Annotated in this window: 15 protein-coding genes and 1 riboswitch; all 15 genes read right to left on the bottom strand. The window is 36.7% G+C overall.

Going from position 1 to position 18,922, the window contains the following annotated elements:
- Nucleotides 1–14 precede the first annotated feature (14 nt).
- The 15 genes from ymfI to asd all read right to left on the bottom strand — a co-directional run bounded on the left by ymfI (nucleotide 15) and on the right by asd (nucleotide 18,836).
- Complete coding sequence (ymfI, locus tag ABH957_RS23325; RefSeq protein WP_113936842.1) at nucleotides 15–728, bottom strand: elongation factor P 5-aminopentanone reductase; 714 nt, start codon at nucleotides 726–728, stop codon at nucleotides 15–17.
- Nucleotides 729–845: 117 nt separating this feature from the next.
- Nucleotides 846–2,132 carry an EF-P 5-aminopentanol modification-associated protein YfmH gene (gene yfmH / locus ABH957_RS23320; RefSeq protein WP_002014592.1) on the bottom strand — a complete coding sequence of 429 codons (1,287 nt, stop codon included), beginning with the start codon at nucleotides 2,130–2,132 and terminating at the stop codon, nucleotides 846–848.
- On the bottom strand, nucleotides 2,133–3,407 hold the full coding sequence (gene yfmF / locus ABH957_RS23315; protein WP_002066759.1) for an EF-P 5-aminopentanol modification-associated protein YfmF: 1,275 nt from the start codon (nucleotides 3,405–3,407) through the stop codon (nucleotides 2,133–2,135). It lies immediately after the preceding gene.
- Nucleotides 3,408–3,617: 210 nt separating this feature from the next.
- Nucleotides 3,618–4,577, bottom strand: a complete 960-nt coding sequence (locus ABH957_RS23310; protein ID WP_404512316.1) for an ABC transporter permease — start codon at nucleotides 4,575–4,577, stop codon at nucleotides 3,618–3,620.
- Entirely contained in the window at nucleotides 4,578–5,636 is a 1,059-nt protein-coding gene (locus ABH957_RS23305; RefSeq protein WP_078421714.1) for an ABC transporter permease, read from the bottom strand.
- Nucleotides 5,629–7,161, bottom strand: a complete 1,533-nt coding sequence (locus ABH957_RS23300) for an ABC transporter ATP-binding protein (RefSeq protein ID WP_404491783.1) — start codon at nucleotides 7,159–7,161, stop codon at nucleotides 5,629–5,631. Before ABH957_RS23300 ends, ABH957_RS23305 begins: the two co-directional genes overlap by 8 nt.
- Before the next feature lie 108 nt (nucleotides 7,162–7,269).
- Entirely contained in the window at nucleotides 7,270–8,346 is a 1,077-nt protein-coding gene (locus ABH957_RS23295; RefSeq protein ID WP_002066754.1) for a BMP family lipoprotein, read from the bottom strand.
- 90 nt (nucleotides 8,347–8,436) lie between these two features.
- Nucleotides 8,437–9,162, bottom strand: a complete 726-nt coding sequence (locus ABH957_RS23290) for a GntR family transcriptional regulator (RefSeq protein ID WP_002088063.1) — start codon at nucleotides 9,160–9,162, stop codon at nucleotides 8,437–8,439.
- A gap of 233 nt (nucleotides 9,163–9,395) precedes the next feature.
- A riboswitch (purine riboswitch) is annotated at nucleotides 9,396–9,497 on the bottom strand.
- Nucleotides 9,498–9,699: 202 nt separating this feature from the next.
- Nucleotides 9,700–12,084 (bottom strand): DNA translocase FtsK, encoded by a 2,385-nt coding sequence (locus tag ABH957_RS23285; protein WP_002014584.1) that lies wholly within the window; start codon nucleotides 12,082–12,084, stop codon nucleotides 9,700–9,702.
- Nucleotides 12,085–12,298: 214 nt separating this feature from the next.
- Nucleotides 12,299–12,502, bottom strand: a complete 204-nt coding sequence (locus ABH957_RS23280; protein ID WP_404512314.1) for a YlzJ-like family protein — start codon at nucleotides 12,500–12,502, stop codon at nucleotides 12,299–12,301.
- Complete coding sequence (locus ABH957_RS23275) at nucleotides 12,499–13,260, bottom strand: ClpP family protease (protein ID WP_404512312.1); 762 nt, start codon at nucleotides 13,258–13,260, stop codon at nucleotides 12,499–12,501. The genes ABH957_RS23280 and ABH957_RS23275 overlap by 4 nt, the downstream gene beginning before the upstream one ends.
- Before the next feature lie 104 nt (nucleotides 13,261–13,364).
- Nucleotides 13,365–15,035, bottom strand: a complete 1,671-nt coding sequence (locus ABH957_RS23270) for a ribonuclease J (protein WP_404447954.1) — start codon at nucleotides 15,033–15,035, stop codon at nucleotides 13,365–13,367.
- Between the two features lie 608 nt (nucleotides 15,036–15,643).
- The gene (dapA, locus tag ABH957_RS23265) at nucleotides 15,644–16,522 is read right to left on the bottom strand and encodes a 4-hydroxy-tetrahydrodipicolinate synthase (RefSeq protein WP_002014579.1); all 879 of its coding nucleotides are present in this window, start codon (nucleotides 16,520–16,522) and stop codon (nucleotides 15,644–15,646) included.
- A gap of 11 nt (nucleotides 16,523–16,533) precedes the next feature.
- Nucleotides 16,534–17,766, bottom strand: a complete 1,233-nt coding sequence (dapG, locus tag ABH957_RS23260) for an aspartate kinase (protein ID WP_002137918.1) — start codon at nucleotides 17,764–17,766, stop codon at nucleotides 16,534–16,536.
- A gap of 23 nt (nucleotides 17,767–17,789) precedes the next feature.
- Nucleotides 17,790–18,836 (bottom strand): aspartate-semialdehyde dehydrogenase, encoded by a 1,047-nt coding sequence (asd, locus tag ABH957_RS23255; RefSeq protein ID WP_002014577.1) that lies wholly within the window; start codon nucleotides 18,834–18,836, stop codon nucleotides 17,790–17,792.
- Nucleotides 18,837–18,922 lie beyond the last annotated feature (86 nt).

Raw genomic sequence — 18,922 nt, 5'->3', positions numbered from 1 at the left:
TATGTAAGAATTTTTTAGCAATGCCAACCGCCATTCACTCCGATAATTTGCCCCGTAATATAAGAAGCTCCTGGCGAAACGAGGAAGGAGACTGTTTTTGCTACCTCTTCGGGTAGTCCTATTCTACCTAATGGAATATCTTCAGCAATTTCATTTTTATCATCTTCTGAAAATACATTTAACATTTCTGTTTCGATTGCACCTGGCGCTACCGCATTAACGCGCAATCCACTTAGAGAAACTTCTTTCGCTAAAGCCTTCACATATGAATTTTGTGCACCTTTCACCATTGAGTACAGCACCTCACAAGACGCTCCTATTTGCCCCCAAATGGATGAAATAACAACAACATTACCCCTTCTCCGCCCGATCATCGGTGGAAGCGCCATCGATAAAAGTCTATATACACTCTTCACTTGAAGCTCCACCATATAATCTAATTCTTCATTAGTAACATCTGTTACTAATCCAAATATACTCTTTCCAGCTGCGTATACAATAACATCAATAGGATGTTCGATTTGTCCCCACAATTTCTCTGCTCCATCGATAGAAGCTAAATTTGCTTGCACAGGAATCACTGCATCAAACTCCTTTTGTAACCCCCTTATCTTCTCTTCGCTTTTATTGTAATGAATATAGACTGTATAACCATCCTCGATTAACTGCTTCGAAATAGCAGAGCCAATCCCTCCGCTTCCTCCAGTTACTAATGCATACTTTTTCATAAATTCCCTCTCTTATCTTTTTATGTATAAATAAATAATACCCTCATCTTACCATTTGGCAATAACCAAACGTTAGATGAGGGATATAGATACTGCGTTTTTTATTCACATATTACTTCATTTTTTTGGTAACACTTGGCAGACACTCATTTTCTCTTCAATTAATAATGTTTTTGCTGCTTGTTGTAAGTCTTGAACAGTTAATCCTTCTAACACTGTAAGAGCATCAAATAAACTAGATTCATTAAACGCATATCGTGTAAACTGATTTGCAATATATTCAGGTGAATTCAACGATCGTAAAAATCCACCAATTTTCTTTTTCTTCACCCGTTCCAGCGCAGTCTCATCTAACTGATCATAATTCGTTTGTAGTAAAATACCTTTTAATCGCTCTGCCAATTCATCAGGGTGCTTCGTATCTCCACCAACCATTGCAAAACCGAAGTTATTTTCTTCTGTATAGTCATACGAGAACGAATCATCAATAAGACCTTCATTATATAAAGATTCGTAATGAACTGACCCTTTTCCAAATAAATAATCTAAAAGTAATGTAAGTGCAATTTCTTGTTTTAACAGAGCTTGCCCTTTTTCTTTTAAATTCGTTGCCTTAATACCAACTAAACATTTTGGAGTTTGAACAGGCATTGAAATAATCTTTTTCTTTTCATTTACTTCTTCTGGTTCCTCTTCAAAAGAGCGAACGATTTCTGGTTGATTTTCGTAATCTTTTTTCGCTTGATTTTCACGAACTAAATCCATTGTTTTTTCAGGATCAATCGCTCCCACAACAAATAATAACATGTTGCTCGGATGGTAAAAAGTCTCATAACATTCATACAGTAGGTCTTTTGTAATTTTACTAATAGACTCAATCGTCCCTGCAATATCAATTTTAATTGGATGTTTCACAAACAAACTATCGATTAACCCAAAGTATAAACGCCAGTCTGGGTTATCTTGGTACATTTGAATTTCTTGACCGATAATACCTTTTTCTTTTTCAACCGTTTTTTCAGAGAAATACGGTTCTTGTACAAAGTCTAACAACGTATTTAAATTTCTCTCTACATTTGATGTACAGGAAAAGAGATAAGCGGTTCTTGTAAAAGATGTAAAAGCGTTCGCTGAAGCACCTTGTTTACTAAACAATTGAAACGCGTCATGGTCCTCTTTTTCAAACAATTTATGCTCAAGGAAATGAGCAATTCCATCTGGTACACGAGTCATGTCTTCTTTTCCAAGCGGTACAAATGTATTATCAACAGAACCGTACTTCGTCGTAAATGTTGCAAATGTTTTGTTGAAGCCTTGTTTCGGTAAGATATATACGTCTAATCCATTCGGAAGTTTTTCATAATATAGCGTCTCTTTTAATTGCTCATACACAATTTTCTCCATTTATTCTCCCTCCGTTCCATGTAAAAAGTAAATTGTATCTAGTTCAATATTATTAGCAACTTTCACAATCTCTTCTTTCGTCACGCTTTCTATGCCCGTTAGCCATTCTTCAACTGGACGCGTACGCTCTGAAATCACCCCGTGATAAAGCATTTCAACAAAACCACGTGGTGTATCAATTGCCTCTAAGATTTGATTTTGAATTACACTTTTCGTTTGCTTAATCTCTTCCTCTGAAAAATCACCGTTTTGCATTGCTTTCATTTGTTCTTTAATAATTTCAACAGCTTTTTCAAAGTTCTTCGCTTCAATTCCAGACATAACGAAGAGCAAACCTTTATGACTTTCAAATCTCGATGCTGCATAGTACGCTAAACTATTTTTTTCACGGACATTTACGAATAACTTCGAATGAGAAAACCCTCCAAATAATCCGTTAAACAATTGTAATGCAAAATAATCTTCATCTTTATACGTAATGAATGTGCGATAGCCGATATTTAATTTACTTTGCTTTAGTTCTTGTTTTTCAACAATTTCTTTTTCTTCATTATTTCGTTTATGAAGAAGTACATTTCTCTCTTTCATAGCGCGAGGTGAAATCGAAAAATACTTATTTACAAGCTCCACAGCATCTTCTGAAATGTCACCAATGATATATAAATCCATTTCATCTTCAGCTAACACTTTTTGATAATATTGATACAAACTTTCATTTGTAATAGAAGCAACACTTTCTTTTTTTCCATTTGCACTTAAGCGATATGGTTCTACTTTGCACATTTCTGCAATTAAACGCTCGTTTGCATAACGCATTTTATCATCATAAGTAGCTTCAATTCGTTGCAAGAGTGCTCGTTTCTCACTTTCTACAATAGAAGATAGAAAACCGTCCCCTTCAGTTGCTGGATGTAAAACAATATCAGATAACATAGAAAGTGCTTTTTCAAATAACGGTGGTGCATCGCGTAAATATGTTTCATTTGCAATGTCTACATAAATAGAGATGATATGGTCTTCCCCTTTTTTACTTACATCTACCGCTAAAGAAGATCCATATAATTCTTCTAAATATTGACGAAGACGAATTACAGAAGGCAGTTTTTCTGTCGCACTTTGCAATACGTACGGCAATAGGGCACGCTCTGTCACCGTCTCCTCATTTAAAGGTGCTTTAAAACGAAATACAAAGGTATTTGTTTTAAATTTATCAGTCGGAATAATATGTACTCGCAAGCCACCTAATTCATGCAGTTGCTGTTCCATTAGTTTCATTAATAGCCCTCCTTTACGTATGTAGGAATATTCCTCTTCAATATACAGTTTTTAGAAATAAAAAATCAACTTTTCTTCCTTATTATGCTTACATTTGAGTCTTTCTAAAAACTTTAATATGTAAGGAACATAGTAAAATTCCGTATTAAATATATTCTATGTAAAAAAGCCCGCACTAATGTGCGAGCTTTTTTTATACTTTCTAAATACTCATCGTTTTCCTTTTTCATAAGGCGTTCCTAATGCTTTCGGAGCTTCAGATCGGCCTACAAAACCAACGAGTGCTAATATTGTAAATACATACGGTAATATCGTTAAGAATACACTTGGAATTTCTTTTAATATAGGAATTGTACCACCTGTTATCCCAAGTGATTGAGCAAATCCGAAGAACAGCGCTGCTCCAAGAGCACCAAGTGGATTCCATTTACCAAAGATCATAGCTGCTAGTGCCAAGAAACCTTGTCCAGTAATTGTAGCACCTGAGAAGTTACCAGAAATCGACATTGCGAAGACCGCACCACCCACTCCTGCAAACATTCCAGATATACAAACTGCAATATAACGCATTATATATACATTAATTCCCATCGTATCTGCTGCCATTGGATGTTCACCAACAGCACGAAGACGAAGACCGAACGGTGTTTTATAAATAATGTACCAAACAACAAATGCTAAAATAATGGCAATATACGATGTTAACGGTACATTTGAGAAAAAGATTTTCCCGATTACCGGAATATCCGAAAGTCCTGGAACATCGATTTTTTCAATTCGGTATTGAATAAAATCAGTCTGTCCTTTACCAAAGATTTTCTTAATCGCAAATACTGTTAAACCGAGCGCCAAAAAGTTAATCGCTACCCCGCTTACTACTTGATCCGCGCGGAATGTAATGGACGCTACTGCGTGAAGAAGTGCAAATAATCCACTACCAATAGCTGCAAATAATAGTGCAATCCAAGGAGTCATTGCTCCCCACGTATCACCCATTAATAACGTTGTAACGATACCAGTAAATGCACCAAATAACATTAAACCTTCTAAGGCTATATTTACAACCCCAGAACGTTCACTGAACACTCCACCTAACGCCGTAAAAATAAGTGGCGCTGCCGTATATAACGTACCAGTCACAAGAATGGCTAAAATATCTATAAAGCTCATTTATTTCCCCTCCTTGCTCATGCGTGTAAGTGCCCAGCGTAAAACATAACTGCAAGCAACAAAGAAAATAATACATGCGATAATAACATTAATTAACTCAGAAGGTACATCTGCTTCAAAATTCATTTGCGGGGCTGCACTTTTCAAACCACCGAACAGTAAAGCCGATAATAATATACCAAACGGATTATTTCCTCCAAGAAGAGCTACCGCAATCCCATCGAATCCAATACCAGTAAACGATGTCATTGCCGTCATACTTTGGAATGTTCCTAGACCTTCCATTGCCCCACCAATTCCAGCAAAAGCGCCAGCAATTGTCATTGATAATACAACATTACGAGAGACTTTCATCCCTGCATATTGCGATGCATTTTGGTTAAAACCAACCGATTTTAACTCATATCCTAACGTAGTTCTATCTAATACGAACCACATTACAATAGCAATTAAAATAGCTACAACAATTCCCCAGTGCAAACGAGATCCATCTGTCAATGAAGATAGCCAATCAGAAGCTAATGAAGCACTCGCTTGTACATCATAAGATTTCTCATTACCTTCATGTATAAAACGTTTAATAAGATCATACGTAACATAAAGTGCAATGTAGTTCATCATAATTGTGACAATTACTTCATTTACTTTAAGCTTTCCTTTTAAATATCCAGGTATAAATCCCCATAAACCACCGGCAATCGCGGCTACTAAAATAGATAACGGAATATGCAAAAATACTGGTAACGATACTGCATATCCAAACCAGACAGCGGCAAGCCATCCAACTAATAATTGTCCTTCTACCCCAATGTTAAAGAGACCTGTACGAAACGCAAATGCAACAGACAGACCAGCTAACACGAGTGGAATCATCGTACGTAGCGTCTCACCGATAGCCTGCGGATTTCCAACCATTCCTTCCCAAAGCGCTGCATACCCAACAATTGGATCATATCCACTAACTAACATTACAATGGCACCAACAAGTAAACCAAAAATAACGGATAATACAGGAACTAAAATGTTAATTGTTCGCTCCGTTAAAAATTTTTTAGCCATTTGTATTCACCTTCTCTTTCTCCGTTCCGCCAGCCATCAACAAACCAAGCTGTTGTTCATTTGTTTCTTTCGCATCGACAATTGCTACAATTTTCCCTTCATATATAACAGCAACTCGATCACTTACATTTAAAATTTCATCCAGTTCTAACGATAGAAGTAATACCGCTTTCCCGTTATCTCTCTGCTCGATTAATTTTTTATGAATAAATTCAATTGCACCTACATCTAAACCACGTGTTGGTTGTGCTGCAATTAATAAATCTGGATTACGATCTACTTCACGTGCAATGATAGCTTTCTGCTGATTTCCACCTGATAGAGCACGCGCTAATGTTTGTTCACTAGGTGTACGTACATCAAACTGTTCAATAAGCGCCTTTGCTTTCTCTGTGATTTTGCTAAAGTTTAAAATCCCCTTCTTTGAAAATGGATTTTTATAGTATGTTTGCAAAACTATATTGTCTTTAACAGAAAAATCAAGAACTAGCCCGTGTTTATGACGGTCTTCTGGAATATGACCTATTCCTTCCTCTGTAATTCTTCGAACAGGCCAATTCGTTATTCCTTTTCCTTTAATTGCAATAGAACCTGACTCAACTTTTCGTAAACCAGTAATCGCCTCTATTAATTCACTTTGACCATTTCCATCAATCCCTGCAATACCAACGATTTCTCCTGCACGAACAGTTAAGTCAAGGCCTTTTACAGCAGGTAATTGGCGTGCATCATGAACGACAAGATTCGCAACAGACAGAACCTCCTCTTTCGGTTTGGCCCCTATTTTTTCTGTTTTAAAATTCACTTGACGTCCGACCATTAATTCTGCAAGTTTATGTTCATCCATTTCCGCAACGTCAACTGTACCAATTCCTTTACCTTTACGAATAATTGTGCAACGATCGCAAACTTCCATAATTTCTTTTAATTTATGTGTAATAAGAATGATAGATTTCCCTTCTTGCACAAGCTTTTTCATAATTTGAATCAACTCATGAATTTCTTGAGGAGTTAACACTGCAGTCGGTTCATCGAATATTAAAATCTCCGCACCACGATAAAGCGTCTTTAATATTTCAACCCTTTGCTGCATCCCAACCGAAATATCTTCAATCTTTGCATTTGGATCAACAGCTAAACCGTACTGTTCAGATAATTGTTTAATTTCTTTTGCAGCCTCTTCAACAGCTATTTTCCCTTTTCTCTTCGGCTCATTTCCAAGAATGATATTCTCTGTAACTGTAAAATTATGAACAAGCATAAAGTGCTGATGGACCATCCCAATTCCAAGGTCATTTGCAATATTCGGATTTGTAATTTTTACAGGGTTTCCTTTAATTTTAATTTCGCCCTGTTCTGGTTGATACAAACCGAACAGTACATTCATCAACGTTGATTTCCCTGCACCATTTTCTCCAAGTAAAGCGTGTATCTCTCCCTGTTTTACTTGCAGCGTAATATCATCATTCGCTACAATGCCTGGGAATACTTTTGTAATATTGTTCATCTCAATTACGTATTCCATTTTGTTCCTCCTTCTAGCAGGGAACACTCCCTAATTACACTCTATTAAAAGTATTTTTATATATGCAAAGGTTAGTTCTAAGAACTAACCTTTGCTATTGCTCTATCATTATTTCTTTAGAGCAGCTTCGTATGCTTTATATTCATCATCAGTCGCAGGTACTTTAATTTCACCAGCAGTGATTTTCTTCTCAAACTCTTCTATTTTTGTTAAAATTTCTGGGTTTACTTTTTTCACATTATCAGTTGTTTTCGCAATACCAACGCCATCATCTTTTAAGCCGAACTCTTCTACTTTACCGCCTTTTAACTTACCATCTTTCGCTTCTTGCGCTACTTTTGCTACTGCAACATCAACACGTTTTACCATTGAAGTTAAAGTTACGTTTTCAGGCATGCCTTCTTGATTTTGGTCACGGTCAACACCGATTACCCAAACATTTTCACCTTTTTTCTTACGGTTTTTCGCTTCTGTGAATACACCGTTACCAGTTGCACCTGAAGCATGGTAAATTACGTCAACGCCTTGACCGTACATTGCTGAAGCTAATACAGATCCTTTTTCTGGCTTATCAAATGCATCAGCATATTGTGATACAATTTCGATATTTGGATTTACTGCTTTTGCACCAGCTTTAAAACCTGATTCGAATTTTGTAATTAACGGGCTCTTCACACCACCAACAAAACCAACTTTATTTGATTTTGTTGTCATCGCTGCTACAGCTCCAACTAGGAATGAACCTTCATGGTCTTTAAATGTAATACTTGTTACGTTCGGCTTCTTTACAACAGTATCTACAATCGCAAATTGCTCTTTTGGATACTGTTCAGCCACCTTTTCAATTGATTTCTCCATTAAGTATCCAATACCAAATGTTGTGTTATAATTATCTTTCGCAAATTTCGTTAAATTTGGAATGTAATCAGCATCTTTACTTGATTGAAGGTAACGATATCCTTCATTTTTCTTTAAATCGTTGTCTTTACCAAATTTCGTTAAACCTTCCCAAGCTGATTGGTTAAATGATTTGTCATCAACGCCCCCAACATCTGTAACCATACCAACCTTAAACTCTTTATCCCCTTTTTTGTCACTATCCGCTTTATCCGAGTTACCACATGCACCTAACACTGTACTTGCTGCTAACGTTAACGATAATAAAAGACCTGTTTTTTTCTTCATACTAGAAACCCCTCCTGAAATGTTTTGTCTAATGATTCATACGCTGCTGTCCCTTACTTCTTGCTGTCACCTCCCTAAAAAGGAACTTCCCTACATACGTTTTCTTAATACGTGGAAGCTAAACTTATCAGCTCTAAAGTAATTAATAGAATATAAGATTGGCTCATCATTTTGATCATAGTGCATTTGTTTTAAAACTAGCAGTGCCGTTTCAGGTTCACATTCTAAAATCGGTGAAATTTTCGGGTGATAACCAATCGGTTCAATGTGAGCAACTGCGTATGTGATACGCTTGTGCGTATTATTATGTATTACTGTAAGCAGCGATTCCTCATTGTATCCCGATAAATCTGGTAATATCTCTTTTGCCAGTTTATCAATGCAATATACAACTGGTTCCCCATCCGCTGTACGAACACGTTCAATCATTACTGCGCTAAAAGCATCTTCACAATTAAATTTCTCTTTTTCTTCTTCTGTTAAAGTTGTTGTAGATGATGATAAAAAGATTGTTCCTGGTGTTTTCCCCACACTAGAAATCATATCTGTAATACTAGAAAGTTGCTCTATTCCAGAAGAAAATAACGGCTTCGCATTTACAAATGTCCCTACACCATGTCTACGAATAACAACATTTTCTTCTTCTAAAATACGTAGTGCTTCCCTTAAAGTTGCCCTACTTACACCAAGTTCTTTCGCTAGATCAAACTCTGAAGGTAACTTTTGTTTTTCTTTATAAGCCCCATCTTTAATTTTTCCTTTGATGTGATCAATCACCCGCAAATATAGGTGACGACTATCGGATTTTACTGACATAAGACTCCCCCGCATTTCAATTATTCGACCTCTGATGTAAGACTTCTTTTCTCTTTTTTCAACTTACAACATAGTATAAATTACTAAATACTAAAAATAAGCGTAATTATCGAATAAATATTAATAATTTTTCAAGATGAAATTTTCACACTTTATCCCATAAAAAAAACTTTGTACCATAAACATTTCTCATATAGAGAAAAAGTTCGGCACAAAGATTCCTTACATCCTTTGTTACACACTTTTCCCCTCATAGTCTAGCAATTCATGGTTGCCAGGTAGAAACTTATGGACCTTATCTCCAAGATTATATGAGGCAGTGATTCTTTTCGAAGTAATCTTACCACTTGCTCCCATATGTGTCAACAGAATTCAACATTTTTCTACATTAAATATCGAACGTTTTGAAAACCAAAACGATAAGCATTCGTATTCTAAAGAGCTCCCTGTTATGTAAGCACTTTCTTTCCTGTTGAATATAGTATATAACAAAAACAGCATATAAAAAAGCCTAATTGTAAAACAATTAGGCTTTTTTTAAGAACTTTTTTCTTGTACATCTTTAATGAGTACTCCCCTTGGTTTACTACCTTCATAAGGACCTACTACACCATTCATTTCCATGGCATCAATTAAACGAGCTGCTCGCGTATATCCTACTCTAAATCTACGTTGTAACATAGAAACAGATGCTGTTTGCATTTCTACTACAAGCTGAACCGCTTCATCATATAATTCATCTTCTACTTCCTGCTTTGTTTCAGGAACATCTTGTGGAATCATATCCTCTTGATATTGCGCTTTTTGCTGCGCAATAACAGATTCTACGACTCTCTCAACTTCATCATCTGATAAAAACGCCCCTTGTACACGAACAGGTTTCGATGCACCAATTGGTATGAATAACATATCTCCACGACCTAGCAACTTTTCTGCACCACCACCGTCAAGAATCGTTCGAGAATCTATTTGGGAAGATACAGCAAATGCAATACGCGATGGAATATTCGCTTTAATAACACCTGTGATAACATCAACTGACGGGCGCTGAGTCGCAATAATTAAATGAATACCAGCAGCACGTGCCATTTGTGCTAAACGCATAATCGCATCTTCTACATCCGAAGAAGCAACCATCATTAAATCAGCTAACTCGTCCACAATTACTACAATATATGGTAATTCAGGTTGTTTCGCTTCCGATTGGCTATTATGTTCTTTAATATAATCATTATATCCTTCAATGTTACGCGTACCGCTATGCGCGAATAATTCATAACGACGCTCCATTTCACTCACAACTTTCTTCAAAGCCTGTGATGCTTTTTTCGGATCAGTTACGACTGGTGTTAATAAGTGCGGAACACCGTTATATACATTTAACTCTACCATTTTCGGATCAATCATCATTAATTTTACTTCATGCGGTTTTGCACGCATTAAAATACTTACAATAATTCCATTAATACATACACTCTTTCCACTACCAGTCGCACCAGCTACTAATAAATGGGGCATTTTATTTAAACGTGCCAATACAGCCTCTCCTGTAACATCACGTCCAAGACCGATTAATAACTTCTCTTCTGGGTGGTTATTCGCCTTTGAATCAAGAACTTCTCTCAGCGTTACCATAGAAACTTCTGAATTCGGAACCTCAATCCCTACAGCTGATTTCCCGGGAATAGGTGCTTCAATACGAATGTCTTTCGCTGCTAAAGCAAGCGCTAAATCATCACTTAAACTAACAATTTTACTTACCTTTACTCCCATATCAGGATACACTTCATATTTCGTAACTGCAGGACCTCTATGTACTTTTGTTACTTTCGCTTTCACACCAAAACTTTGGAATGTACGTTCCAATTTACGAGCATTTTCATAAATTTCCGCATTTTCATTTGTAACTTGCTTATTTTGGGGAAACTTTAATATATCAAGCGAAGGAAGCTTATAATCTTTATTTTCCACATTAGAAAATTGCATAGGAGGTGCTTTCGTTTCACCTTCTAGCGATTCAACGATTTTTTCTCCTCGTTTCTTGTGAGGTTGTTCTTCTGGCGCAGGCGGAACTGCCTCTTCAATAAACGGAGGAGTGATTAAATCATTTTCTTCTATCTGCTTTTCCGTCTCTTCACGTACTGGATAATTCTCAGTAAAATTCGAAATAATTGGTGGACCAATTTCTATTTCTTCTACTGGCTCAATAGCTTCTTCTTGTTCAGCAACACGTTCACGCCTCTTGCTTCTTGTTGTTTTTTTCTTTTCAGTTTGCTCGGCGACCCTTTGAGATTTCCAATCTTTATAATCCCCTTGCATGACTTGAAACTGACTTCTAAGAATTCTCCCTACCGGAGCAAGTACTTCTCCAATATGTTTATTTGTTATACAAAGTATTCCAAGAATAACTAAAATAATTCCAATGATATATGCCCCTACTTCGTCAAATAAGAAGTAGCACGTTGCGAACATCAGTGCACCGAACATACCACCACCTAAATGAACACTATCCGGGCCCTTTTTCATTTCAAGGAAGAAGTAATCTTTTGTACTAACAATTACAGAAGTATTTTGCACAGCTCCATCTTTCGTAAGCAGGTTAAATAATGTAATATGACTAAACATTAATATTGCTAGTACAATTAAATAAACACCTATTAGCCGTTTATTTAAAAGGTTGGGCCATCCCCGCTTTATTACAAACGCAACAGATAAAGCTATTACACCTAATACACCAATTATGTACCACTCACCAAAGAAGAAGCGAAAAAATAACACAAACGATTTCCCTACAACACCTAGCTGTAAAATCGTAATAATCGAAAGTGCAAAAAGAGTCAACCCGACGATTTCATAATACAAAGTTGGCTTTATCGTACGTCTTGCCTTAGCCTTCGTCCCTCTTTGCTTTTGTTTTGCCATTTCTTCACCTCGTGTTCTAAAAATTAAATACAACTTTCTTATAAAAAAGCTCTACTTACATGTCTTTCTCTCTATTTTTCAGGTCTTTATATCTTCTATTTTTACACTTCTTGTAAAATGTTAAATAAACAGAAGAAAGCAGCCTACTCATGGCTGCTCAACCGTCTTGTTTTTTATATTATACCATAGCTCCTAAACAAAATCCTTCTTTTTGCTAAAAGGTAATTTTCTGTCCAGGCTCAAACTCTAGGTAGTGAGACGGATTCGTACTTAATACACGTACAATAGAGTAACATTGATTATCCTCCTCAGAAACCACTAATTCCACGCCATTTATATTCACAACTTTTTGGCTTTCGCATTGTGAATACTCGGCCGGATACACAAGTTGCTCTGGCATAATTGTATATAAAATCATTGTAGCATTGTCCCTTCTGTACTATTATCCTTGTGTTCATCAATTAATTCGTTTAATTTTCGAAGTGCGCTACCAATACCACCGACACCATCTATAAGACCATACTTCACTGCATCTCCACCTATTACATTCGTCCCAATATCTCGCGTCAAATTCCCTTTTGCAAACATAAGCTCTTTAAAACGATCTTCCGTTACTTTCGAATGCTTTGTCACAAATCGAATGACTCTTTCTTGCATTTTATCCAAATACTCAAATGTTTGTGGCACACCTATAACAAGACCTGTTAAACGAATCGGATGAATTGTCATCGTCGCTGTTTCGGCAATAAATGAATAATCAGTTGAGACCGCAATCGGTACACCGATTGAATGCCCTCCTCCTAAAACAAGAGATACAGTTGGCTTTGAAAGCGAAGCCACCATTTCAGAAATCGCTAATCCAGCTTCAACGTCACCCCCAACTGTATTTAATATTAACAGTAAGCCTTCAATTTTTGGATTTTGTTCAATCGCGACAATTTGCGGAATGATGTGTTCATATTTTGTTGTTTTATTTTGTGGTGGCAACTGAATATGACCTTCCACCTGCCCAACAATTGTTAAGCAATGAATACGCGATTCATTCATTTGTGGTACATTTGTCTGTCCAAGTTGCTGAATTTTCTCCACTATAGAAGCCTCTTTTGGAACTTCTTTTGGAACTTCTTTCGGCTCAGCTTCTTTTTCTTCATTTGTATAACGATCACGTTCTGTCATATCGCATCCCCTTTCACTCGTATATAACTATTATTTCTTAAGTTATGAATTTCATTCGATAGGGTTTTAAAAAAGAAAAAGATCACCTGTAAAGGTGACCTTCTTTATACTTCCATAATAATCGGTAAAATCATTGGCTTTCTCTTCGTTTCTTCGTACAAGAACTGCCCTAATAATTCACGAATATTTTGTTTCAACATAGACCATTCAATTGTATATTCTTTAATTGATTGTTCAACAATCATACGTACAATATCTGTGGATCGTTCGATTAATGCTTCTGATTCACGAACATATACAAAGCCGCGTGAAATAATTTCTGGACCAGAGATTATTTTCTTTTCATCCTTACCTAGTGTTACAACAACAACTAAAATTCCATCTTGAGATAACATCTTTCTATCTCGAAGAACGATGTTACCGACGTCACCTACACCTAATCCATCAATTAAAACATTACCAGCTTGCACTTTACCAGCTAATTTTGCTTCATCGTCACCAAAAGCAATTACATCGCCTTTTTCTACGATAAAGATATTTTCTCTCTTAATACCTACATCTTCCGCTAAATACGCATGTGCTTTTTGCATACGGAACTCACCATGTACGGGTACAAAATACTTCGGCTTCATTAAATTTATCATCAGCTTTAATTCTTCTTGGCTACCATGACCTGAAACGTGAACTTTTCTTTCACCGTAATAAATAACCTCAGCACCAGATCTAAATAACAAGTCAATAATTTTTGATACAGATATTTCATTCCCTGGAATTGGAGAAGCTGCAATAATAACAGTATCACCTTTACGAATTGAAATTTGTTTATGAGCTTGCTTCGCCATTCTAGAAAGGGCTGCCATCGGTTCCCCTTGACTACCAGTCGTTAAGATAGCTACCTTTTTTTCCGGGAAATTGTCTATTTCTTGTAATGAAATAACCATACCTTCTGGAACATCTAAATAACCAAGACGTCTTGCAATATCTACCACTTTCACCATGCTACGTCCTACTACCGCTACTTTCCTTCCAGTTTCAGCAGCTGCATCAAACACTTGTTGAATACGATGTACATTGGAGGCAAATGAAGCAACAATAATACGCCCTTCTGAACTATAGAATACTTTAGAAATCTCTATACCAACTTCTTTTTCCGAACCTGTATAACCAGGACGTTCAGCGTTTGTACTATCAGATAACAAGCAAAGTACGCCTTCATTTCCAATTTGCGCCATTTTCCCAAGATCTGCTCCACTATTTCCGATTGGAGTTTGATCAAATTTAAAGTCTCCTGTATATACTACAGCACCTTTTGATGTATGGAAACAAACACCCACAGAATCCGGAATACTATGTGTCGTTCCAAAGAATGACACAGTTGTTGAATTAAACTCTACTGTTGAATTCGAGTCAATTGTTTTTAAGTCTACACGGCCTAACATTCCTGCTTCGCCAAGCTTTTCTTGTATAAGTCCTACCGTTAATTTCGTCGCATATACTGGAATAGATAATTTACGAAGCACATAAACAATTCCACCAATATGATCTTCATGACCATGGGTAATAAATAGTCCTTTTACTCGCTCTTGATTTTCTACTAAATATGTAATGTCAGGAATAACAATATCAATCCCAAACATTTCATCTCCCGGGAACATCAATCCTGCATCTACAATAAAGATTTCAGAATCAATTTCAACACAGTACATGTTTTTACCGATTTCACCTACTCCGCCAAGAGCAAATACTTTAACAGACTCATTCTCTTTTCTCTTCATGTTGTTGCCTGGTTTAAAAATCTTGCAAACACTGATTTCACTAAAATTGCAGAGACACCAGGGGAAACTCTACAACCACCATATATTCACCGTCCAAGACGAATGTCCTTACCGTTATGCGATATCATGTCCTTGTTAATTTTTTAAACCAGGTTTCACCTCTCTTTCATTATATAAATCAAATATCTTATTCGATATGATATGAAAATTTCATTAAATCGTAATTTTTACCAATTTTGCTAAGCATACCCGTACTAAGCTACTTAGCCATATTATAACTGATACAAGAAATAGAACACAAGTTAAATTATGCGAAAGACAAGAGAAGACACTAAAATGAGATTATAATTTAAGAGGGCAAAATTCATATCGGTTTTACTATTTTTCCTACGTAATAAGAGTTTGATGGAAAAATATTCATGTAAATTCTTTACATAAACATGAAACGATATTCACTAAAAAAATCTTATCTCTGTAATCAGTTTCTTACTAATTCTCCCCCCTGCCATCCCCTTCTTATTACAGCCTATTAACTATAGCTAATTTTCATCACTTACATATAGTTAGTCAAAATAAAAATGACCTAGTTTCACACTAGGTCATTTTTATTAACGAGGAATAGATTGCATTACGGATTGTAACGTTATTCTTTCTTCTTCCGTTAATGGAAGAAGTGGCAAACGTACAGAACCTACATCTAATCCCACCATTTGTAATGCTGTTTTTACTGGTGTTGGGCTCGGCGCCATAAATAGTGCATCCGTTACTTTTACTAGTAATTGATGTAATTTCTGCGCTTTTTTGAACTCTCCAGCTTGGAATGCAGCAATCATTTCTTGCATTTCATTCCCGATAACATGAGATGCTACAGAAACAATACCTTTTGCTCCAATTGCCATAGCTGGTAATGTTAAACCATCATCACCGCTGTATACTGCAAAGTCGTCCGCTGTTTTTTCAATGATTTCTGTCATTGTTAATACATCGCCGCCTGCATCTTTAATCGCAACAATGTTTTCGATTTCTGATAAACGAACAACTGTATCAACGGAGATTTGTACAATAGATCGTCCTGGAACATTATATAGCATTACCGGAAGCGGAGTGCTTTCAGCGATTGTTTTAAAGTGCTGGTACATCCCTTCTTGACTCGGTTTATTATAATACGGTGCCACTAGCATAACTGCATCAACACCAACTTCAGTTGCCTTTTTTGTTAAATCAACAGAAGCATGCGTATTATTGCTACCTGTTCCAGCGATGACGGGCACCCTTTTATCGACAACAGATACGACATGGCGATATAACGCTACTTTTTCTTCTGATGTTAATGTAGGAGATTCTCCAGTCGTCCCTCCTACCACGATTGCTGTTGTACCGTTATCAATTAAATAATTTACCAATTTCGTTGTCTTTGCAAAATCGATATTACCATTTTTATCAAACGGTGTTACCATCGCGGTTGCAATTGTCCCAAAATCTATCATGATCTCACTCCTTATTGTTCCAGTTGCTTTTCTTTTGAAAGCTCAAATGCACTATGTAATGCATTCACAGCCTCCACTAAATCGGCTTCTTTTACAAGAACCCAAATTGTCGTATGACTATCTGCTGATTGCAGAATTTGAATACCTTTTTCCGCTAAAGCTGTGACAATTTTCGCTGTAACCCCTGGAATACCTGCCATTCCAGCACCAACGATAGAAACCTTCGCACAATGCTCTGTCACAACTGGATCATATCCAAGTTGCTTTAAAACCTCAACTGCACGCGCTGATACACTATCCTTTACTGTGTAAGCTACACCGGTAGGAGAAATGTTAATTAAGTCCACACTAATCCCTTCATTAGCCATTTCTTTAAACACGTGTTGTTGTAAATCATATGCAGTTTCTTTTGCAAGCACCTTAATTTGCGTTACGTTTGACACATGGGCAATCCCTGTAACAGGACGTTCTTCTACATCCTGCCCTTTTGTAGCACCATCATATGCCGCAATAAGCGTACCTTCACTATCCGAATACGTAGAACGTACACGAAGTGGTACTTTTGCATGCATCGCAATTTCAACCGCACGCGGATGAACAACCTTCGCACCCTGATAAGCCATGTTACAAATCTCGTTATATGTTACAGTTTGAAGATGACGTGCATCTTTTACGATACGAGGATCCGCAGTCATAACACCTTCAACATCTGTGAAGATATCGATATATTCAGCATGAAGCGCAACACCTAATGCTGAAGCTGAGGTATCACTACCTCCGCGTCCAAGTGTTGTCGTATCTCCATTTTTCGTTTGACCTTGGAATCCCGTCACGACGATAACATCTACATTTTGTAACTCTTCATGTATACGATCGCAATTCATTTCAATAATCTTAGCATTCGTAAAGTCATTATTCGTTACAAAACCAGCTTGCGCACCATTTAATGCTGCTGCTTTTATACCATTCTCATTCAACATGTTAGAGAAAACAATTGCTGAGATTAATTCTCCGCATGATAATAATAAATCTTGCTCACGTTTAGAAATATTAGATTCCTCTTGATTTACAAGACTTAATAACGTATCAGTTGCATACGGTTCACCTTTACGGCCCATTGCTGATACGACAGTAACTACTTTATAACCAGCAGCTAACGATTTTTTTATATGGTGAAGCGCATGCTTGCGCCCATTGTCATCACGTACTGATGTACCACCAAATTTTTGAACAATAATTTTCATATTTTGCACCTTCTCTTAGCCGTTTACACTAATTGTAATTTTACTAAGCGCTCTGCAATTTGAACAGAATTCCATGCAGCGCCTTTTAATAAGTTATCAGATACGACCCAAAGGTGGAATCCTTTATCATTATTTAAATCTTTACGGATTCTTCCAACGAATACTTCATTTTTACCTACTGCAGTAGCTGGCATTGGATATAACTGCTCTGCTGGATTATCTTGCAGTACAATACCTTCTGCATTTGCAAGTAAGTTTTTCATTTCTTCTACTGTTACGCCTTCTTTATCTACTTCAATGTACACAGACTCGGAATGACCCGATACAACTGGTAGACGTACACATGTCGCAGCTACTTCTAATTCAGGCATATGCATAATTTTTTTCGTTTCATTAATCATTTTCATTTCTTCGAATGTAAATCCATTATCTTGGAATTTATCAATCTGTGGAATAGCATTAAAAGCGATTTGGAAATGCTTTTCGTCACCTGATACAGGTAAAACATTCGCCTTTACTTCTTCGCCATTTAAGATTGCTTGTGATTGTTCATGAAGTTCTTCAATAGCTGCCGCACCAGCACCTGATACAGCTTGATATGTGGAAACGATTACTCGTTTTAAACCATATTGCTGGCGAACTGGCTCAAGAGCTACTACCATTTGAATTGTAGAACAGTTTGGATTTGCAATAATACCATTATGTTCTTTTAAATCATTTTCATTTACTTCAGGTACAACAAGTGGCACGTTTTCTGTCATACGGAATGCACTTGTATTATCAACAACAATTGCACCGCGCTTTGCTGCTTCTGGCGCTAATTGTTTCGATACAGATCCACCTGCACTAAATAGTGCAATATCTACTCCTTCAAAACTTTCAGGAGTTGCCTCTTGAACTGTAAATTCTTCGCCTTTAAATACAAGTTTCTTACCTGCAGATCGTTTAGATGAAAGTAACGTTAACTTCCCAATTGGAAATTCTCGTTTCTCTAAAGTATTTAACATTTGTTCACCAACTGCGCCGGTTGCTCCAACTACAGCGACATGAAAAGTTTTTTGCTTTTCCATCACTATGCCCCTTTCTAGATACCAATCCTTCTATAACTTAGAATTAGAAGGAGCTTACAATGCCCCCTCTAATCTTAATAACGTTA

It is taken from the genome of Bacillus sp. RC242 (assembly GCF_044908245.1).
In the GTDB taxonomy this organism is placed as follows: domain Bacteria; phylum Bacillota; class Bacilli; order Bacillales; family Bacillaceae_G; genus Bacillus_A; species Bacillus_A mycoides.
This window is presented reverse-complemented; position numbering and strand designations above follow the sequence as displayed.